Source organism: Collinsella sp. AF25-2LB (assembly GCF_003458415.1).
Taxonomy (GTDB): Bacteria; Actinomycetota; Coriobacteriia; order Coriobacteriales; family Coriobacteriaceae; genus Collinsella.
This window is the reverse complement of sequence record NZ_QRUF01000026.1, coordinates 1-18,554: the sequence shown is the minus strand read 5'-3', so window position 1 is coordinate 18,554 and position 18,554 is coordinate 1. Positions and strand designations below refer to the sequence as shown.

General features: G+C 56.9%; 20 protein-coding genes and 1 pseudogene. 13 read left to right on the top strand and 8 right to left on the bottom strand.

Translation table 11 applies throughout. The annotated features are described in order from the left end of the window. Window positions 1-268 precede the first annotated feature (268 nt). The 3 genes from DWY51_RS09220 to DWY51_RS09205 all read right to left on the bottom strand — a co-directional run bounded on the left by DWY51_RS09220 (window position 269) and on the right by DWY51_RS09205 (window position 2,209). A complete protein-coding gene (locus DWY51_RS09220) occupies window positions 269-601 on the bottom strand; it encodes a hypothetical protein (protein ID WP_117770635.1) in 333 nt (110 codons plus the stop codon). A 279-nt stretch (window positions 602-880) separates the two neighbouring features. After that, window positions 881-1,177: a hypothetical protein gene (locus DWY51_RS09210; protein WP_117770633.1), complete on the bottom strand. Its 297-nt coding sequence runs from the start codon at window positions 1,175-1,177 to the stop codon at window positions 881-883. Window positions 1,178-1,231: 54 nt separating this feature from the next. Next, entirely contained in the window at window positions 1,232-2,209 is a 978-nt protein-coding gene (locus DWY51_RS09205) for a nuclease-related domain-containing protein (RefSeq protein WP_117770632.1), read from the bottom strand. Between the two features lie 127 nt (window positions 2,210-2,336). Between DWY51_RS09205 and DWY51_RS09200 the strand changes: the two genes are divergently transcribed. From DWY51_RS09200 to DWY51_RS09185, 4 genes are all read left to right on the top strand, one after another. Next, a complete protein-coding gene (locus DWY51_RS09200; RefSeq protein ID WP_117770631.1) occupies window positions 2,337-3,200 on the top strand; it encodes a hypothetical protein in 864 nt (287 codons plus the stop codon). 619 nt (window positions 3,201-3,819) lie between these two features. Continuing rightward, window positions 3,820-3,930: a hypothetical protein gene (locus DWY51_RS09785; protein WP_369832604.1), complete on the top strand. Its 111-nt coding sequence runs from the start codon at window positions 3,820-3,822 to the stop codon at window positions 3,928-3,930. A gap of 69 nt (window positions 3,931-3,999) precedes the next feature. Then, window positions 4,000-4,152, top strand: coding sequence for a hypothetical protein (locus DWY51_RS09705; protein ID WP_233504687.1), 153 nt, complete (start codon window positions 4,000-4,002; stop codon window positions 4,150-4,152). Window positions 4,153-4,236: 84 nt separating this feature from the next. Then, on the top strand, window positions 4,237-4,911 hold the full coding sequence (locus DWY51_RS09185; protein WP_117770630.1) for a DUF3800 domain-containing protein: 675 nt from the start codon (window positions 4,237-4,239) through the stop codon (window positions 4,909-4,911). Window positions 4,912-5,459: 548 nt separating this feature from the next. Here the strand turns inward: DWY51_RS09185 and DWY51_RS09180 are convergent. The 3 genes from DWY51_RS09180 to DWY51_RS09595 form a co-directional block, all read right to left on the bottom strand. After that, window positions 5,460-6,350 carry a hypothetical protein gene (locus DWY51_RS09180; RefSeq protein WP_117770629.1) on the bottom strand — a complete coding sequence of 297 codons (891 nt, stop codon included), beginning with the start codon at window positions 6,348-6,350 and terminating at the stop codon, window positions 5,460-5,462. A gap of 98 nt (window positions 6,351-6,448) precedes the next feature. Next, window positions 6,449-6,673 (bottom strand): hypothetical protein, encoded by a 225-nt coding sequence (locus DWY51_RS09175; protein ID WP_117770628.1) that lies wholly within the window; start codon window positions 6,671-6,673, stop codon window positions 6,449-6,451. 136 nt (window positions 6,674-6,809) lie between these two features. Beyond that, on the bottom strand, window positions 6,810-7,301 hold the full coding sequence (locus tag DWY51_RS09595) for a hypothetical protein (protein WP_199411416.1): 492 nt from the start codon (window positions 7,299-7,301) through the stop codon (window positions 6,810-6,812). An 827-nt stretch (window positions 7,302-8,128) separates the two neighbouring features. Here DWY51_RS09595 and DWY51_RS09165 point away from each other — a divergent pair. The 6 genes from DWY51_RS09165 (at window position 8,129) to DWY51_RS09140 (ending at window position 14,839) form a co-directional block, all read left to right on the top strand. After that, the gene (locus DWY51_RS09165) at window positions 8,129-8,404 is read left to right on the top strand and encodes a hypothetical protein (RefSeq protein WP_052118776.1); all 276 of its coding nucleotides are present in this window, start codon (window positions 8,129-8,131) and stop codon (window positions 8,402-8,404) included. 168 nt (window positions 8,405-8,572) lie between these two features. Continuing rightward, entirely contained in the window at window positions 8,573-8,785 is a 213-nt protein-coding gene (locus DWY51_RS09160; RefSeq protein WP_227561562.1) for a YlcI/YnfO family protein, read from the top strand. A gap of 4 nt (window positions 8,786-8,789) precedes the next feature. Then, window positions 8,790-12,035 carry a helicase-related protein gene (locus tag DWY51_RS09155; RefSeq protein WP_033499418.1) on the top strand — a complete coding sequence of 1,082 codons (3,246 nt, stop codon included), beginning with the start codon at window positions 8,790-8,792 and terminating at the stop codon, window positions 12,033-12,035. After that, a complete protein-coding gene (locus DWY51_RS09150) occupies window positions 12,032-12,814 on the top strand; it encodes a DUF4391 domain-containing protein (RefSeq protein WP_033499419.1) in 783 nt (260 codons plus the stop codon). The genes DWY51_RS09155 and DWY51_RS09150 overlap by 4 nt, the downstream gene beginning before the upstream one ends. Further along, complete coding sequence (locus tag DWY51_RS09145; RefSeq protein ID WP_033499420.1) at window positions 12,798-13,592, top strand: hypothetical protein; 795 nt, start codon at window positions 12,798-12,800, stop codon at window positions 13,590-13,592. The genes DWY51_RS09150 and DWY51_RS09145 overlap by 17 nt, the downstream gene beginning before the upstream one ends. A gap of 11 nt (window positions 13,593-13,603) precedes the next feature. Continuing rightward, the gene (locus DWY51_RS09140) at window positions 13,604-14,839 is read left to right on the top strand and encodes a site-specific DNA-methyltransferase (RefSeq protein ID WP_197702168.1); all 1,236 of its coding nucleotides are present in this window, start codon (window positions 13,604-13,606) and stop codon (window positions 14,837-14,839) included. Window positions 14,840-14,892: 53 nt separating this feature from the next. Here the strand turns inward: DWY51_RS09140 and DWY51_RS09135 are convergent. Together DWY51_RS09135 and DWY51_RS09130 are read right to left on the bottom strand one after the other, a co-directional pair. Beyond that, window positions 14,893-15,492: pseudogene (locus tag DWY51_RS09135) on the bottom strand (DUF4368 domain-containing protein); the annotation flags it as partial. 291 nt (window positions 15,493-15,783) lie between these two features. Next, a complete protein-coding gene (locus DWY51_RS09130) occupies window positions 15,784-17,043 on the bottom strand; it encodes an IS30 family transposase (protein WP_117770627.1) in 1,260 nt (419 codons plus the stop codon). 386 nt (window positions 17,044-17,429) lie between these two features. Here DWY51_RS09130 and DWY51_RS09125 point away from each other — a divergent pair, with 386 nt between their 5' ends. The 3 genes from DWY51_RS09125 to DWY51_RS09780 all read left to right on the top strand — a co-directional run bounded on the left by DWY51_RS09125 (window position 17,430) and on the right by DWY51_RS09780 (window position 18,484). Next, on the top strand, window positions 17,430-17,513 hold the full coding sequence (locus DWY51_RS09125) for a 23S rRNA methyltransferase attenuation leader peptide (protein WP_001814874.1): 84 nt from the start codon (window positions 17,430-17,432) through the stop codon (window positions 17,511-17,513). A 124-nt stretch (window positions 17,514-17,637) separates the two neighbouring features. Continuing rightward, on the top strand, window positions 17,638-18,375 hold the full coding sequence (erm(B), locus tag DWY51_RS09120) for a 23S rRNA (adenine(2058)-N(6))-methyltransferase Erm(B) (protein ID WP_014566913.1): 738 nt from the start codon (window positions 17,638-17,640) through the stop codon (window positions 18,373-18,375). Beyond that, window positions 18,320-18,484, top strand: a complete 165-nt coding sequence (locus tag DWY51_RS09780; RefSeq protein ID WP_179297067.1) for an rRNA adenine methyltransferase — start codon at window positions 18,320-18,322, stop codon at window positions 18,482-18,484. The genes erm(B) and DWY51_RS09780 overlap by 56 nt, the downstream gene beginning before the upstream one ends. Window positions 18,485-18,554 lie beyond the last annotated feature (70 nt).

Here is an 18,554-nt window from a genome sequence, read left to right as displayed (position 1 = left end):
ACCTCGGGACGCTCTTACACCACGTCTGCGCGCGCCACCCTTTGGAAGCTCAATAGCACCAAAAACGCCCGTTTTTAAACTCAATCTCCCTTTAGCCTGCAAGCCGCCAGCTGCAATCGTAAGTGAATCAACGCGGGTGGCTCGCGCACCGTTTGCAAAACCCCAAGTCGCGGGTCTTCGCCATCGGTGGGCAAAGTGAGTAGTCTCGGGCGGCTTGCCCATGAGTTGGCGAATTGAATGAAAGCCTGCTCGTTCAACGGCTTCCACACTAGATAAACCACTTGGAGCAAAAGCCAATCTGGAAGGCCGAATGGACGAGCATCGAGATTCCGAGGCAGATCATCATCACGCAAAACCCGATCCCAACCCATTTCATGAAAGGGTCTTCACCTAGCCTGTCAAAATCCCGTTCCGAACGATTGGGTGAATAGGTGTCGGCGTATACGTCGACCTTGGTAGACTCCTTTGAAAGCAGCTCGAGAGCCTCGTCGAGGCCGCCGGCGAGCTTATCCCCATCGATTCCGACCCTGAAAAGGTGCGTCTCGTCATGCTGCCTGAGCGCCGATTCATCCTGAAGCAGGTAGAACCTCTCGCCGTTCACCCCGTTCGCCAGAGCGGTCCTCTCGCTCGCGATCGGCCGGATCTCCCTCTTGAGCCTTGAGAAAGGCCCCCCTTGCCCTCGATTCCGCGCTTCTGTGCGAGCGACTCAAGCTGCCAGAGCAGGTCGTACAGCCCCACTGCGGGCAGGAGCTCGGCCCCGTACACCTTCTCGAGCATCGTCCGCTCGGAGCGGTCGCATGCTTTAATTGCCTCGCCGTAAGTCAGCGTGGTCCCAATCGAGGGCATCTCATTCATCTGCATCGATTCTCCTGTCTGCCGATTAGAGGCTGCTCGCCTCGCCGAGCGCTGCCGTATTCGCCGCAAAGCGCACCCCTCCAAAGGTGAGCTCGACGGGGTGTCCAGATTTGACCAAGTCGCAAAGGGCGTATATTCCATATCCCGCCACCCCGGCAATGGAAACGACGAGGCATCCGAGAAGGCCAGCCTGAGGCTCGGTGATGCCGTTCGTCGCATCGACAAGGGATTTGAGCATGCCCTGGCAATTAATGGCCTTCTCGTTCACGGCATCAATCGTCACGTCGCTTATTGCAATGGATCCCATCGTGTTTTCGGTCATCCTTACTCCTTTTTGTAGTCAATCTGTGCTTTCCGCATCCAACAGCCAGGCTCCTTATCCTTTCTTTGCATGCAGGAATAGCCCACCCGCGCCTATTGCCAAACCAGAGATGACAGCCGCCACGGCGGGTACCCAGCTGGGCAATTGTGAATGTCGAGCATGGTTATCGAATGTTGTTGAAGAATCAACTTCGTTGTGGCCAGCAGCTATTGATTTAGCAGCGTTCTTTGCAGTCTTGGCCTCAACCAGATCGAGGAAATCCTCGAGCTCGCTTTTTACACGGTTTTCGTCAAGCGGCATTGGAAACTCTGCCGCCGTCTTTCGTGCGAGGAGGACGGACTTGATGCGAACCATGTCCTCCCAAGACAGCTTCTCTTCGCATCGGTTTGCGTCTTCGATGCTGTAGACAATCTGACCACAACGCATCACGGGGACTCGATGGAAGAAATCGGTAACACTTGCCTCGTTATTCACGAAAAGAAGCATGCCATTCACGTCCTCTTCGCTCATGCAGCCGTCAGAAGAGAATTGAATCGCATCCCAAAGGGCATGCATCTTCTCACGCATTCGCTCACCGACGTTGTAGGAGCGAGGACCGCAGCGCAGGATTCCCCCATCGTCTATCACGACGTCGTTTCGATAGTTCTTTACCTCGATCACGTATACGCCCGAACGGGCGATTAGAACTTGATCGTATTCCTCGAACGAGTCTCCATTAGGAAGCGCGATGTTGGAAAGCAGCAGGCTATCGCCGCGAAGACATTTGAGACTCTTTGCGGCGAGAAGCTCGCCGCGCTTCCCGTTGATCAGCCCGCCTATGGTCGAACTAAGCTTCTCTAGATCCTGAATGAGGGCGGCGTAGGTGTCCTCCCCTTCCAACCCAAGGTCGTGGGCCTTGCTTCGCAGGTGGTCGATAAGGTCGTAGGTACGCAGGCTCTCGCTGTACGAGGTTTCGAAAACTCGCTCCAGAAGCAGCCCCTCAAGACTCTTGAGCCGATCGAGAATCTCCGCGTTGGTATAGGTCTTGCTCATCTAGCACTCCTTGTCTACTTGCTCTCTGCCTGTTAGTATGCCTCGATGAAAAGCAGAATGGTAGAATCGATTAACGGTAATAACTGTAGATTGAATCATGTAATAGTCACTTAGGAGGATATTGAAGATGAGTGGTCCAAAGGCAGAACTTCTGCAGTCAAACGAAGTCGTGAAGTCAAGACTTAAATCGTGGCGAGACAATCTCCTTGGGCTCATGAAGGAGCGGAGCCTAACGCAGAATGGTCTCGCGGAGCTGATAAACAATCGGTTCTATGGCGAGAGCGATCAGTTTACGCAGAAGAACGTCAGCGCGTGGGTCAATGCTGGTCTTCCGGACAGGAAGGGCCATGTGCGGCCTTTTCCCAAATTCGAAATCATGCTTCAAATCGCCGCGGTACTCGAGGTCGATCTCGGCTATCTCATAGGCGATATCGAATGCAAGACCTATAAGGCGCAGGATGCCCATGAGTACACGGGGATAGAGGAATCCGCCCTCGAGCAAGTTCGAAAAATCACACATTTCGAACGCAGGTACCACCTCGAAGAAAGCCGGGGCTCGAACAGCGCAATGATAAGCGAAATCCTAAAATCGCCCATCCTCCCAGAGCTTCTCGACGAAATGGCGTGCTTGGTTCGGCTTAATGACAAGAGAGACGATATAACGGAGGCCGTCGTTGCAGAATACGGGGAGGAACTCGTCAACAGGGCCTTTAGGTTTCGCGACGACTTTGTCGCACCCGGGCCCGACGCACCTGAGGAAGAGCTTCATGAGGTAGAAGCGATCAACGAGGCCGTTTTTGAGTCGGCCGGGGTATCGCCTGTGGAGCGGCCGCGATTCATGGAGGCGGTGAAGGCGATTAACAAGGCCATCGACGACTGCTACGACGAGGAAAACCGCCTGGTTCGAGACGAGAGCGCAAGTCGCTATATGGTTCAGAAAAGGTTCGGGGAAATCGTCGAGTTGATTGCGCCCTCGCGTTTTACAAAATAGAGCACAAGGCCCTTTAACTTGAATTATTGCTTTTAGAGCCCCGCCACTCGTACATCCCAGCTTACCCAGACAGCCCTCCCACAATGTCCGTATCCCAACGGATGGTTACCATTTACCCGTGTGCACCTGGGACAACGGGCTGAAAAACCTGCACAAGGTCGCTCGCAGAACATGCAACAGCAAATACGACATAAGAGGCGAAAGACAGATGCCGGACCCCGGATGACAACACCGCGGAAGACGAGCATTCCGACCACAACCGAACAACTCCAGCTACTAAGCAGGCGTCCGCATGGGCGCCTTTAACTTTTTAGAGACTTTGCTGAGGGATACGAAGCGCGGCTCATGGCCGTTTCATGGAGACCCGACCTGCTCGACCCACCTCGACCCATCTCCGCTCCCGTCGAGCGCGCCAACCGCAATCAGACGGTTCAATCGTCGCGCAGACGAAAACGCACGCGGGACCGCGCAGGCGCATCGCGCGGAATGATTGGAGGGACCATGGCGAACACGACGAAATGCGCCGCGCCCGAGGGCAACCGGGGCCGCGACGAACGGATGACGGTGTTAGAGATTCAGGAGTACATGGGAGGCAAGCCGGAGCAAGGCGTACGACCTCATCTGGTCGGGAGAGATCGACTCGTACAGGCTCGGCAGGAAGTTCCTGGTGTCGAGGGCGTCAGTGGACGCCTACATCGAGTCGAGGAGCGGGAGAAAATTACGGCGGTGACCGCCCCGGGAGCAGCCCGCGGCCGGGCACGCGAGGGAGCCTCGAGACGAGAGGAGCTCGAGGACGACCATGACCAAGAGCACTAGCAGGAGCCAGGTGAGGCTCACAGCATCGACCAGCGCGATATTCGACGCCGACGAGGCACACGCGATGCTGCGCATCGGCCGCGACGCCATGTACCGGCTCGTCCTCTCTTGCATTCACCGTCAGCGCATGTTATAAGAATATTGGTGGCTTATTAAGCTACCTCCAAGTGCCGGGGGAGTCCCCCGGCTATTTTTTTATCCATTGCATTAGGAGTCCCCATTGGCCAAGGAGCTCAGCATCTTCGTCGACGAGAGCGGCGACCGCGGCGGCAAGGCTCGTTACTATCTGCTCACGCTCGTCTTTCATGACCAGGCAGACAGCATCGCCGAAGCGGTCACGGGCTATGAGGCCAAACTCGCCAGGGCCGACCTCCCCAACATTCCGTTCCACTCCGAGCCCCTCATGAACGGGCACAAGGACTACGAGTTTCTTGGCATCGATCAGCGCAAGGCCATGCTCGCCTACTTCTCCTCGTTTGTCCGCAGGCTTCCCATCTCCTATGTCACGCTCGTCTACCGCCGCAGCCAGTTCGAAGACCCGGCAAGGCTAATGGAGCGCATGGGGCGCGACATCTCCTCCGCCATAGTTGAGCACTTGGGCTTCTTCCAGTCCTTTGACGATGTGAAGGTCTATTACGACAACGGTCAGGACATCGTCAAGCAAGCGCTCGACCGCTCTGTGGGCAAGGTCCTCTCAAAAGGGGTCGTCCGACGCCGCAAGACCTCGATGACCGACTACCGCCTCGAGCAAGTGGCGGACTACCTCTGCACTATCGAACTTGCCTTAATTAAGTACGAAGCCAAGGAGGACGGTGAGACGTACAACAAGTTCTTCGGAGGCATAGGGTCTTTCAAGAGGAACTGGCTCAAGCAAGCCCGCAGCAAGCGGATATAGATGGTTCCGAGGCTTCGCAAGGAACGGTCAGCTCTCCTCTGGCGAGGAACTCCGGGGGACGTGCTTAGAGCAGCGGAAGCTGACGCGCAAGCAATAATATCGCGAGCACCGGTCACCAATATCGCTCCACATACAGCAGTGGACACGGATTCGATTAAACCGTGCCCACTATCTGGTATTTGATTATTGTATCGAACGTATATTCTATTCCCACTCTATGCACTGTGTTTTCCACTCTGTTCACTCATTTTACCTAGTTTGCAGTCATCCGAACATAGCGACCTGTTGCGATATACTGCGCACAGTACTGGGACAACGCTGGGACAAAAACTGAAACTCAAGCGAAACTCGGCCGAGTTGAGTTTCGCTTTTTGCCCCAGTGGAAAACGGGGCGGAGCGGTCCGAAATCCTCTCCTAGCACCGCCAACCTTCAAGCCACTTACGATTATCCCCCGGGAATACTTGAAAGTGGTTTTGAGGTGTGGGAGGAAATGGCTGGTTGATGCTTAGTGTTTCCTGCGCGACCTCAGAGAATAATCGCCAGTGGTTTAGCATCCATCCTCAGAATGCCGGATGGAGGTTATTCTGTAGCTATCACCAATCTCAATGTATGTTGCTCCAGGAATCTCGAGAAGAGACTCAAGGAAAGCCTGCCTTCTTGTCTCTTCGTTTATACATCTCGTGCGGAACAACAAATCTTTCAGAATCAAGCACAAATCTCGTACGCGACTGACCACTGCCTCTGGAGTGGGTGTCTCGTATTTCGAGAATATATGGATGCTGTTTCTTGCCTCCCGGATATTATCCATTCTTTCGATTAGCGCTTCGCTCGATTCAGTCTCTTCGTTCTTATTATGGCCTACTTCGAAATTGGTCCACAATATGTTGAATTTTTCGAAAAACCTTATTAGCTCATCAAGCATAATCCGTTCGATCTTTTTGCCTTTTTCCCTGACCGTGAGTTCCTTGGAAAGTGCCTTCTTCAGGCTTTTTCGCTGGTTGCTGGAAAGGATTCCCTCGTCAGCAAGTTCGGTGAGCAAGCCGCCAATGCGATTCCGAATTGCTTCGAAGTCCTCTTCTTTCTTATCCTCCCAAATCCTCCAATTCGACTCGCGGAAATCTTCTTCAAAGCATAGGAGAAAGAACTGCAAAGACCCTTCGAGTATGGATCCAATATATATCGAAGCCTGGACCACCGTCGTTTCCTCTGAATTGTTTTCCCTGTTCAAGCTGGAAAGCGTCTCGTTCAAGAGCCGTCCCATGTTAGACAATCTATTCAATGGTGATTCGAGCTCGTCGCTGTTCTCAAGGCAACGTTCAATCGCGTCCCTGTATTCGGCAATTTCGATTTCCAGAATTCTGGAGAGTTGCGTTGCGGAGGCACTCAGGATTGCGTGGCGGCTAATGCCGTTTGGGTAATCTTCATATTTATCAAACATCGAATCCTCCAATCTTGCGATTTTCCTAGTTTGATAAGTTCATTGGAGTTCACCAATAGGTGGAATTCAGATTTTAAACTATGCGGCCAACGGGGAATTTAGATATAACCGACCCAATTGAAGGCTATTAGGCCCCTTCGGGGGTGGCTGATTTCGAATTGGTCGAAGCTCGGTGTCTCGAGGACTGGCGCCTTAGGCGTAAAGATGTCGAGTTCAGGCTTTTCGGATGCGAAGCTCTCGTATTCGAACGCCTCAAGGCCGATGCGTTTGAGCACACGATCGGGAAGCATGCAGCCCTGGTCCACCAAACCGAAGAAGGTCATGCCCTTGTCGACGCACAGTCCGATGAGGATGGTACATCCGATTTCGTAGGAAATACCCCGCGATGAGAGACCTTGCTAGGCTGTCGAGCATGTATCCGACTACGGGCACGTGAACCAGAGCCTGTCCAAGGCATCCTCAGCCTGCAGCGATTAATGCGTAGTAGGACTTCCTGAAGAGACTTTCGGCGAACTCGACCTGGGAGATCTCGCCCTTAGCAAGCTTGAATCCTCCCCGGATTCCCTCCCATGCGAGGATGACGGCCAAGGCAATCGCCTCTGGAGGAGTGGCCTTCAAGGCATCGCCCAACATGACGGATTTCATGGACTCCGTAAGACCTGCCGTGATCGTACCGGAGAGGAACGCCCCGGCTCCGGTTTTCGCGGTATCCGCTCCACCGTTCAGGAGCTGATCTACATCGATGTGTCCCTCGGTAGCTGCATCTTTTATCGCAGAGATGATAACAGGTGCCGTTTTCACGGCCATTGCTATGGCGGCTGCCGTCATACCCGTTCGAAGCGAGGACTTCATGACGTGCTCGAGCTCGGCGAGCTGAATCTGAATCTGCCCCAGATCCGTCGACAAGTCGATTTCCGTTTCGGTATGATGGCCGAAAGCGAGACGGGCCATGGGAGATCCATCTCCCGGGTGCACGGCGGAATTCAAGCAGAGGGTCGTGGAGCCGTGCAGGAAATCGGGCACCGCGCGCCCTGTGGGCCTCGGGGAAGCCGTCCGTCCCGATCCGGACCGTGGCGTCGACGAAGACCAGGGTCCCGTCCTCGTCCACCGCCACGAGGTCGATCCCGCCGATGCCCTCGGGTCCCTGCCAGGCCTCGTCGACGATCTCGTAGCCCTTGCGCTCGAGGAAGGCCTTGACCGCGCCCATCGCCTTTTCCTTCATGTCGTTCATGTCTTGCTCCTTAGACTCTGAGGCCCGCCCCTGTGGCGTGCCTTGCGCCGCGTGAGTCGCATGCAGCGCGGGCGTGCCTGCAAGGGAGGAAGCGAAGTCGGGCATGGAAATAGAAGTCTCCCGACGGCAGTTTTTCGCGTTGTTCGCGCGCGGAGCGCATGGGGCGAAGAACCCGAAAAAGTGTCGCGGCCCTTGCTGGCCGCCTGCCGGCGTGCGACCCTGCGCGTCCAAGGAGCGCCGGGGCGGGTATTCGGATCAAAGGGGCGCAGGCGTGCGGCATGGAATCCGGCGTGGGCGCCGAGACCCTCCGGGCATGGGATGCGGCCCATCGGCGGTTGCTGGGCTCCCGCGGGGATTGACGACGACGTCGTGGCGGGGACGGAGGCGGGTTCCCGAGTCGCGGCGCCGCGGCATGAGTCGGGACGGACGGCTTTCCCGTGCCGCTTGCGGCCGATATGCGCACGGGACCGCGGGCGGCGAGATGGTTCTCCGCATGGAACGGCTACGGTGCTGCGCGACACGTCCGTTGAGAGAAGGAGGCGAGCTGATGTTGAGCCACGAAGAGAAGTTGGAGCGCATCGAGCTCATCGATGCCGTGTGCGATGCCGGGAGGCTGGCGAGGGGCCTGGACCAGCTGCTCGAGTCCCTGGCGCATGCCGACCAGCTGGACCCGCTCGACGTCGAGGGGATTCTGGCCCTGAAGTCGATAAGTGAGAGGTGCGCCGAGCGCATCGGCGACGCCGCGCGAATCTTGGAGGCTCAGAACGAGGTTCTCTACGCCGAGGAATGGGCAAACGCCAAACCTCGCGAAAACGAGAGATGAGGACCCGAACGAAAGCGGCCATCCAAGCCCGATCAGGGCGTCCATCGCCGTCCGCGCTCATATAAAGCCTGGACATCGGCTGTCCTCGCATTCCCAGTGCCGCCGCGTGCCGTCGCGTTATAATGCTGCAAACGCATTTGTATTGCATTTCGAGCGATGGGAGCGCAGATGCCCGACAGCTACAAGGAGCTCATCAAGAGCAATCCCGACGAGACCGAGATCAGAAGCTTCCTGGTGGACGGCGACCAGGTCTCCGTGACCCTGCGCATCCCCGACACCCTGCGCGACGCGGCGAAGGAGGAGGCGGCCCTGCGGGGCATGAGCTTCTCCGCCTTCGTGCGCACCTGCATGATCGAAGAGCTCGCGAAAAAGGGGGCATAGAGGCGTGAAGTCGCTAAGCAACGTCGGCGCGGAGCGCCTGGGAGACGCCCTCGGCGAATCCATCGACGACGGCGCGAAGTTGTCGATAATCAGCTCGTATTTCACCGTGTTCGCCTACGGGGAGCTCAAAGAGGAGCTCTCCAAGGTCGACGAGGTGCGCTTCCTGTTCAGCGAGCCCACCTTCATCAAGCGCATGGCCGACTCGAAGGAGCCGCGCGAGTTCGAGGTAGCCCGCCGCGCGCGCGAGGTCGGCGTCGGCGGCTCGGGGCTCGAGCTCACGCTGCGCAACAACCTAAACCAACGCGCGCTCGCCCGCGAATGCGCCGAGTGGATCCGCGAGAAGGGCGTCTTCAAGTCCGCCAAGACGTCCGGCGCCATTCAGCCGGGCGGCACCTACGTGGTGGAGAACCCATCCGGCGACGACCACGCCTTCATGGGCGCCGCCGCGAACTTCACGCAGGAGGGCCTCGGCTACGAGCGCCGTCCGGGAACCGTGACCTGCGTGAGCCATTTCGAGAACGCGACCGAGGCCGTCGGCCTCAAGATGATGTTCGAGTCGGTCTGGGACAACCCTGCCATGGTCGAGGAGGTCACCGCGCAGGTGGCCGCCCAGGTCGAGACGCTCTACCGCGAGAACCCGCCCGAGTTCATCTATTTCCTGACCCTGTACCACCTGTTCCGCGACTTCATGGAGGACGACGAGGACAACGGCATCCGCCCCGGCCTCAAGTTCGAGGAGTCCGTGGTCTGGAGCAAGCTCTACGACTTCCAGAAGGACGCCGTCGTGGGCGCCATCCGCAAGCTGGAGAAGTACAAGGGCTGCATCATCGCCGACTCGGTGGGCCTGGGCAAGACCTACGAGGCGCTCGCCGTCATGAAGTACTACCAGGAGCGCAACGACCGCATCCTCGTGCTGTGCCCGAAGCGCCTGCGGGACAACTGGACCCTGTGGACGCAGGACAACGACGACCGCAACCCGCTGGCCGACGACCGCTTCAGCTACACGGTGCTCAACCACACCGACCTGTCGCGCTACCACGGCATGAGCGGCGAGGTGGACCTCGAGCACCTGCGCTGGGGCCACTTCGACCTCCTCGTCATCGACGAGAGCCACAACTTCAGGAACAAGAGCACCGACGCGGACAAGACCGACCGCTACACGCGCCTCATCGAGGACGTCATCAAGTCGGGCCAGCGCACGAAGGTGCTCATGCTCTCTGCCACCCCGGTGAACAACCGCCTGCTCGACCTGCGAAACCAGATCGAGCTCATCACCGAGGGAGACGACGCGTACCTCGCCGATACCGATGGCATCCCGTCGATCACCCACGTGACGCGCGTCGCCCAGCAGAGGTTCAACGAGTGGAGCAAGCTCTCCGACTCCGAGCGCACGACCGAGAGCTTCGTGAACGCGGTGAACGCCGACTACTTCAAGCTGCTCGACGTGCTGACCATCGCGCGCAGCCGCAAGCACATCACGAAGTACTACGGCGCCGCGAGCGGTACCTTCCCGGCGCGCCGGCCGCCCCTGTCGTTTCAGACGCCCATTGACCTAGAAGGCGAGCTGCCGCCGATTGCCGTGCTCAACGACATGATCGCCCAGCTCACGTTCGCCCAGTACCAGGTGCTCTCCTACGTGCGCGCCGACCAGCGCCGCAAGTACGAGGACCGCTACGGGGACACGTGGGGCAAGGACTTCGAGAGCCAGGTCCACCGCACGACGGCGGTGGCCAACCTCATGCGCGTCAACGTCCTCAAGCGCATGGAGTCCTCCGTGAACAGCTTCCGCATCACGCTGCGACGAATCCTCGACGGCTGCGTCGACCTGCGCGCGAGGCTCGACGCCGACGCGTCGGGGGTCGCCTACGGCACCGAGGGCCTCGAGGACGGGTTCGACGACGACGATGCCGAGGAGTTCGAGGCCGGCGGCAAGGTGCGAGTCGACCTGCGAGACGTCGACGCCCTGCGCCTGGGCCAGGACCTCGACTTCGACATCCAGGTGCTCCGGGCCCTGCTAACCTATGCCGACGCGGTGACGCCCGAGCGCGACGCCAAGCTCGTGAAGCTGCGCGACTTCATCGCGGGCAAGGTCAGCGAGCCGTACAACCCCGGCAACCGCAAGGTGCTGGTGTTCAGCGCGTTCGCCGACACGACGGCGTACCTTTTCGAGCAGCTGGCGCCCTGGCTGAAGCGCGAGCTCGGAATCGAGTGCGCCGAGGTGGCGGGCAGCTCCAACCGGACCTACTCGCTGAAGCTTCCCAGGACCACCTTCGAGAACATCCTCGCGAGGTTCTCTCCCGTCTCAAAGGAGCTGCCGGAGAGCCAGCGGGAGCTCGGCGAGATCGACGTCGTCTTCGCGACGGACTGCATCTCCGAGGGCCAGAACCTGCAGGACTGCGACTGCCTGGTGAACTACGACATCCACTGGAACCCCGTGCGTATCATCCAGCGCTTCGGCCGCATCGACCGCCTGGGATCGAAGAACTCCCAGATCCAGCTGGTCAACTTCTGGCCGGACATCGCGCTCGACGAGTACATCCAGCTCGAGGGCCGCGTGAAGGGGCGCATGGCGCTGCTCGACGCGTCGGCAACCGGCGAGGAGAACGTGCTGGAGGCCAAGGGCAATGGAGAGATGAACGACCTCAAGTACCGTCGCCGGCAGCTCCAGCAGCTCAAGAGCGAGGTGCTCGACCTCGAGGACATCTCGGGCGGCATCTCGATCACGGATTTCGCCTTCGACGACTTCCGCGTGGAGCTCCAGCGCTACGCCAAGGAGCATCCCGGCGCGTTGGAGAACTCGCCGGCGGGACTGCACGCCGTGGCCCCCATCCCCGACGAGCTTCGCAGCGACGTGAAGCCAGGCGTGGTCTTCTGCCTCAAGCAGAACGACGAGGGCAACGATCCCAGGGACACGAACCCTGTCTTCCCGTACTACGTGGTGTACGTGTCGGCCGACGGCGAGGTCATGACGAAGCACACCCAGCCCAAGCCGGCGCTCGACATCATGCGCGCCGTCTGCTCTGGGCATCCCGAGCCCATCGCTAAGCTGTGCCGCGAGTTCAACCGCGAGACCCGCGACGGGACGAGGATGGACGCCTACACCGACCTGCTTGACGATGTCGTTGCGGCCATCACCGGAACGCAGCAGGACAAAGGCATCGAGAGCCTGTTCAGCCTGGGAGAGGTCGGCAGCGGCACCGTCATGGGCTTCAACGACTACTCGTTGGTATGTTTCGCGGTGCTGCGATGAGCGGCATCGACTGGAACGGAATCCTGCGCCTGCCCGAAGCGGCGCTCGCGGGATGCCGCCGCATTCCCAAGACGGTGCTCGTCAAGCAGGCCATGCTCACCAAGACCGAGCAGAAGAGGCTCGACAAGGTCGCGCGCCTCGAGCACTTCGCCACGGTCCAGAAGTCCACGACGCGCATCCCGCCGTACGAGGACGACGAGCGCAACGTGCAGAGCGTCGTCTTCCTCCGTTGCGAGATGACAGCCGGGACCATGGCGGTGGCCGAGGTGGCGGAGCTCGTGCACAAGTGCTTCCCGAACCCGACGGTGCTCCTGGTCGAGGCGGGCGGCTGCGCGTGCATATCGGTCGCCCTCACGCGGAGGAGCCAGGCCGAGCAGGGCGCGACGGTCGTCGACCGAGTCGAGTCGACGGGCGCGTTCGATCCTGGCCGTTCAGAATACGCGGACTTCCTAGGCGCGCTGGCATTCGGGCGGCTCTCGCAGGGCGACCTCTGGGAGTACCTGGTCGACCTGTCGCGCACCGTAGCGCTGTCCCGCGCGATTGGCGGCCTGGGGTTCTACCCCGTATGCCCCGCTCGAGACCGGGAAAAGCTGATCGCCCTCACGTCGCGCTACGATGAGATGGGAGCCTCCGTCAAGCGGCTGAAGGAGCAGCGGCGGTCGAAGGACATAACGCTCAACGAGTCCGCGAAGCTGAGGATGGAAATGAAGGAAGAGGAGCGACGCCTGAGGGCGGTCGCCGATGAGATAAAGGAGATCTGCAATGGCCGTTCTAGATGAGTATATTTTGCGAGCGGCGCGCCTTTTGAGTGATGCTGCAGATGAGGATGTTGATGCGCTCTGCCGTGAAATCATGCAGGTCTTCGACCTCGACTACACTAACCCCGAGGCTTTAAAATATATCAATTCCTCAAGCTCATTTCGCTACTCGAAAAGCGACCTAGGGATGATTCTCCAGAAGCTGCGCCTAAAGCGGGAAGACTCAGACGACAAAGCGTTCGGTGCCGCATTCTGCGCAACTATAACGCAGCATATCAGGAGACTGGAGCAAGCTCTTGAAGAGGGCGTGAAAGACGACGAGCTCAAAGCCGTATACGACTCAATCGACTACGTCTACGCAAACGCGAGGGGCTACGACTCCTACACGGACGGACTAGCCTCCTATTCCTATGGGTCTTCCAATCGCAATGATTTCAACGATGAACAGACGCAACTACGTATCGACAAACTGAAGCATTTCCGTGATGAGGAGCTCCGTAAGCTGAAAATCGCCGAAGCGCAGGGCGCTAGCGTCAGCCTCACGGCATCCGCCACGAGCAACGTACAGGTCACGTTAGAGGCAACCTTTGAACAGATTGACAAATTGCCAGAGACAACGCTTTCCGATGACGAGAAGACGCTGCTCAAAGGGATGATGGGCGATCTCAACACAAAAGATAAAAGCAAACGGGGCAGCAAGCTTGACAAACTCCTGAGCTGGCTTGCCGGCAAGGGCACCGACGTTTTTATTGCCGCCATGCCCTACATAGTTCAACTAATCAAATCTCAACTTTCCTAGGAGGAGACCTCATGGGCGAGATAGAAAAGATGACTCTTGAATCGGAGAGTCTTATTGACGACCGCCTGAATAAGCTCAAGGAGCTGATGCCCGAAGTGTTCTCCGAGAGCGGAATCGACTTCGACAAACTGCGGCTGGAGCTTGGCGACGAGGTAGACGAGGGCCTGGAGCGCTATGCGTTCACGTGGCCCGGCAAGGCCGATGCCATCCGCCAGTCGCAGATGTCCAGCACTGCTACTTTGCGTCCCCGTATCGAGAAAAGCCGCAGCCGCGATGGAGAGGATGGGTCCTTCGACTCGGACAACATTTATATCGAAGGCGACAATCTCGAGGTGCTGAAGCTCCTACAGCGCGGCTACCACGGCAAGGTCAAGATGATCTACATCGACCCACCCTACAACACGGGTCACGACTTTGTCTACAAGGACAATTTCGGCAACTCTGTCGATAACTATAAGGAGCAGGCGGGACTCGCCGGCCAGTCCAACGCCGACACAAGTGGCCGCTACCATAGCGACTGGTGCTCGATGATGTACCCTAGGTTGAGACTGGCTCGAGAGCTCCTAACCGACGATGGCGTCATTTTCATTTCGATTGACGATAACGAAGACCGCAATTTGCGCATCCTCTGTGACGAGGTGTTCGGAGAGGCAAATTTCGTTTCTCAGCTAATCTGGGAACGAGCTTACTCGCCCAAGAATGACGCCAAATACGTTTCAAATAGCCATGATTATGTTCTCGTATACGCCAAATCCATTGAGCGCTTTGTGATTGGACGCCTGCCGAGAACAGACGAGGCAAACGCCCGCTACAAGAATCCAGACAACGACCCTCGAGGCGTTTGGAAGCCAAGCGACCTCAGTGTAAAGACTTACAGCCCAGATTCCGACTATCCAATCACAACGCCCTCGGGGCGTGTTGTAGAGCCTCCAGCAGGACGCTGCTGGAGGCTCTCGCGAAACGCGTTTCGCGAGAGACTCCAGGATAACCGCATTTGGTTTGGCCCAAACGGCGACAGCGTCCCTTGCATCAAGCGTTTCCTAACAGAGCTCAAATATGATGGAATGGCTCCAACTTCAATCATGTTTTACAAAGAAGTGGGTCACAGCCAGGAAGGCGCCAAGGAGCTCGTATCTCTATTTGACGGAAAGGGCTATTTCGATGGACCGAAACCGACGAAACTACTTCAGCGCCTGATAACCCTTGCGAATCTGCTAATGTGCGATAAAGAAGTAATAGAAGTGTAAAAAATTTTGCCGTTCCTATCCGGCACTTAGGGCTGTGTCGGATAGGTCAGGCGTTAGGCTTCCGGCAAGTCTATCTTGCCGACAAAGCTGTAATAAATCTCAATGTCCTGCCTGCGGGTGCCGTTCTCGTCATAGCTGCACTCATGCACGACGATTTTCTCAATCATTTCCCGCAAGAGGGTGGGGGTCAATTCTTCAAAAGCAAGGTGCTTTCTCACAATCCCCATGAATTTCTCGGCGTTGACGGTGGCGGCCTGCGACTTGGAAAGTTCCTCCTGCAAAGCGGCAGCCCGGTCTTTCAGTTCCCGCTGCTCCTGCTCATAGTCCGCCGACAGCTCCATGAAACGCTCGTCGCTGATTTTGCCGCTTACATTGTCCTCATACAGCCGCTTGATAATGCGGTTCACTTCGGCAATGCGTGTCTGGGCCTGTTCAAGCTGCTTCGTGGCTGCGGCGGTCTTTCTCTTGCCGCCGATTTCGTTCTGCTGGATGAGCAGCTTTACAAAGCGGCTCTCATGCCTGGCGGCGTATTCCGTCACTTGCCGGAGATTGGAAAGCACGTCCGCCGTCAAAAGGTCGGTGCGGATAAAGTGTGCCGTACAGTCACGGGTACGCTTCTTGTAGCTGCCGCAGATATAACAGTCCTGCTTGCGGTTCTATTCGTCTGTTCCTGGTTCAAAATAGTTTCTCCTCTCTGATACTGATTTTATGGTTGATTTTCGTTGTTAGCCGTACACTTGCGGCACAAATGAGGTTTTCGCAGTTAACAGGACGGGCGCGCAAGCGCCCGTCCTGCGTTTTCCCGGGCCGATACGGCTTGGATTGCGGTAAAACGAGATGTTCGGCTGAGTTCGGGGCATGGCTCCGCCGGCCCGCCCGGGTCGGGTTTCGGACTTATCCGGACGGGCTGGAGGGCCCTGCCTATTCGGTTTCGCTGCCGGCCGCTACGGTGCCAGCGGCCCCTCGCCGCGCTCGCGGCGTGCGGCCTCGATGGCCCCGACGGACATGTCGAGCTCGCCGTAGGGCACCTTCTCGACCCCCAGCGCGTCGAGAAGCGCGCGGCCGTCGTCGCCGAGCGCCGCCAGCAGCATGTCGATGGCGCACATGCCGCCCAAAGACGGCCTGGGCTCGGAGTTCAGGTGCGACATCAGCACGGCGCAGTCCCTGCCGGCGAGCCCGTCGAAGCTTATTCCGCGCCCCTTGGGCAGTATCTTGCGCAGCTCGACGTGGTTGCGCTCGCAGCCGCCCTTCTGCTGGGACTGGCGCGCGTCGCAGTAGTAGACCGAGCACCGCCTGGCGGACGGGTCGAGCGCGGAGCGCTCGATTCCCGCGCAGTCGGCGAACTCGGCGCCGTTGTCGGTCAGGAGCAGGGAGAACAGCCTTCGGAACGCTTTCGGCGCCGCCTTCTCCAGCATGTCGAGCGCCGATCCCGTCGACGCCGCCGTCTTGTCGGGCATGGGCAGCGCGATCTGGAACTTGAACGCCCTCAGGTACAATGTGAGCAGGCACCGGCGGTCGGACTTCAGGCCGAGCACCGTGTCCATCTCGCAGGCGGCGGCGCGCTCTTCCCCCGGCAACTCCATGAACGCGGCGAACGAGCGGGCCGCGCCGTGCGACGTCTGCCTTGACGGCTCGGCGTGCGAGCGCGGCTTGTAGCCGCACCTGCGCCGCAGCTCGAGGCTGCTCATCCCCGCGTAGCCGCGCCCTATCCACCTGTATATGGTCGACGCCGACGCCCCGATCTCGGCCGCCCTGGCCAGCGCTATCTGCTCGGGCGACAGCCCCCGCGCGACGTCGGACCTGATCAGCTCCATGGCGCGCTCGAATTCCGCCTCGCCCCGGTCGACGCCCATCCTGGATTCGCGCAGCTCGGCGTCGGCGAGCGCCTGCGCCCTGGCGGCCGAGTACTCGCACCTCCACCTTCTCGAGCAGTGGTACCTGCGGAACCTGCACCCGTTGCAGCAATGCGGCCACGACAGCAGCTTCGGGCAGGCGTCGTCGGGGGCCTCCGCGGCGCGGCCGCCCTTGTTCGGACCGCGGCACACCGTGCGGTTGCGCGCCACCTCGTCGGCGACCGTCGACGGCGACCGGCGCAGCTCCCGGGCGATCTGCCTGCACGACTTGCGCTTGTCCAGGCCCCTCTCGATCGCCGCGCGCTCCGACCTGTCGAGCCTGCGGTACGGCTTGGATGCGTTTTTCCTCATGCTCTCTCCTTTCTCTCGGGAGGGCCCTCGGCCCTCGCCTCCGGAAAGGAATTCTCGAACTCAGCCGGACGCGTCCGGCTGAGTTCGAGAGCAAAACCAAAGCGTTCGGATGAACTTGCAAATCAACTCAATGAAAATGAGAATCAAGGGGAACCTGTAAAGCAGTCAATTTTAGGCAGGTTTTATTGACATGCCTAAAAACTACTGTATAATGCAGATATGGGCAGAATCCGGAAAATCGGCTCTGCCCATTGTAACTATTCACAAATCTTATATCAGTTTTTAACGTTTACACAAAACTTGAAACGGTCTCTAAAATTTTGTATAATAGGAATTGAAGTTAAATTAGATGCTAAAAATTTGTAATTAAGAAGGAGGGATTCGTCATGTTGGTATTCCAAATGCGTAATGTAGATAAAACATCTACTGTTTTGAAACAGACTAAAAACAGTGATTACGCAGATAAATAAATACGTTAGATTAATTCCTACCAGTGACTAATCTTATGACTTTTTAAACAGATAACTAAAATTACAAACAAATCGTTTAACTTCTGTATTTATTTACTGATGTAATCACTTCAGGAGTGATTACATGAACAAAAATATAAAATATTCTCAAAACTTTTTAACGAGTGAAAAAGTACTCAACCAAATAATAAAACAATTGAATTTAAAAGAAACCGATACCGTTTACGAAATTGGAACAGGTAAAGGGCATTTAACGACGAAACTGGCTAAAATAAGTAAACAGGTAACGTCTATTGAATTAGACAGTCATCTATTCAACTTATCGTCAGAAAAATTAAAACTGAATACTCGTGTCACTTTAATTCACCAAGATATTCTACAGTTTCAATTCCCTAACAAACAGAGGTATAAAATTGTTGGGAATATTCCTTACAATTTAAGCACACAAATTATTAAAAAAGTGGTTTTTGAAAGCCGTGCGTCTGACATCTATCTGATTGTTGAAGAAGGATTCTACAAGCGTACCTTGGATATTCACCGAACACTAGGGTTGCTCTTGCACACTCAAGTCTCGATTCAGCAATTGCTTAAGCTGCCAGCGGAATGCTTTCATCCTAAACCAAAAGTAAACAGTGTCTTAATAAAACTTACCCGCCATACCACAGATGTTCCAGATAAATATTGGAAGCTATATACGTACTTTGTTTCAAAATGGGTCAATCGAGAATATCGTCAACTGTTTACTAAAAATCAATTTCATCAAGCAATGAAACACGCCAAAGTAAACAATTTAAGTACCATTACTTATGAGCAAGTATTGTCTATTTTTAATAGTTATCTATTATTTAACGGGAGGAAATAATTCTATGAGTCGCTTTTGTAAATTTGGAAAGTTACACGTTACTAAAGGGAATGGAGATAAATTATTAGATATAACAGCGACAACTAACCTAACGGAGGCTCAACCGTAAAATGAGAAGAACCCCCAGTAGTGGCTGCTATGAACTGCGCCCCAATTCTTGGACGGGCTAATAAGCGGCC

What these genes read in the sequence shown, in the direction of transcription:
- DWY51_RS09145 (WP_033499420.1), top strand. Translation starts at nt 12,798, where the DNA reads ATGGCCGTTCTAGATGAGTATATTTTGCGAGCGGCGCGCCTTTTGAGT.
- DWY51_RS09595 (WP_199411416.1), bottom strand. Translation starts at nt 7,301, where the DNA reads ATGGCCCGTCTCGCTTTCGGCCATCATACCGAAACGGAAATCGACTTG.
- DWY51_RS09150 (WP_033499419.1), top strand. Translation starts at nt 12,032, where the DNA reads ATGAGCGGCATCGACTGGAACGGAATCCTGCGCCTGCCCGAAGCGGCG.
- DWY51_RS09160 (WP_227561562.1), top strand. Translation starts at nt 8,573, where the DNA reads ATGCCCGACAGCTACAAGGAGCTCATCAAGAGCAATCCCGACGAGACC.
- DWY51_RS09705 (WP_233504687.1), top strand. Translation starts at nt 4,000, where the DNA reads ATGACCAAGAGCACTAGCAGGAGCCAGGTGAGGCTCACAGCATCGACC.
- DWY51_RS09180 (WP_117770629.1), bottom strand. Translation starts at nt 6,350, where the DNA reads ATGTTTGATAAATATGAAGATTACCCAAACGGCATTAGCCGCCACGCA.
- DWY51_RS09780 (WP_179297067.1), top strand. Translation starts at nt 18,320, where the DNA reads ATGAGCAAGTATTGTCTATTTTTAATAGTTATCTATTATTTAACGGGA.
- DWY51_RS09175 (WP_117770628.1), bottom strand. Translation starts at nt 6,673, where the DNA reads ATGACCTTCTTCGGTTTGGTGGACCAGGGCTGCATGCTTCCCGATCGT.
- DWY51_RS09210 (WP_117770633.1), bottom strand. Translation starts at nt 1,177, where the DNA reads ATGACCGAAAACACGATGGGATCCATTGCAATAAGCGACGTGACGATT.
- DWY51_RS09125 (WP_001814874.1), top strand. Translation starts at nt 17,430, where the DNA reads ATGTTGGTATTCCAAATGCGTAATGTAGATAAAACATCTACTGTTTTG.
- DWY51_RS09140 (WP_197702168.1), top strand. Translation starts at nt 13,604, where the DNA reads ATGGGCGAGATAGAAAAGATGACTCTTGAATCGGAGAGTCTTATTGAC.
- DWY51_RS09200 (WP_117770631.1), top strand. Translation starts at nt 2,337, where the DNA reads ATGAGTGGTCCAAAGGCAGAACTTCTGCAGTCAAACGAAGTCGTGAAG.
- DWY51_RS09130 (WP_117770627.1), bottom strand. Translation starts at nt 17,043, where the DNA reads ATGAGGAAAAACGCATCCAAGCCGTACCGCAGGCTCGACAGGTCGGAG.
- DWY51_RS09205 (WP_117770632.1), bottom strand. Translation starts at nt 2,209, where the DNA reads ATGAGCAAGACCTATACCAACGCGGAGATTCTCGATCGGCTCAAGAGT.
- DWY51_RS09165 (WP_052118776.1), top strand. Translation starts at nt 8,129, where the DNA reads ATGTTGAGCCACGAAGAGAAGTTGGAGCGCATCGAGCTCATCGATGCC.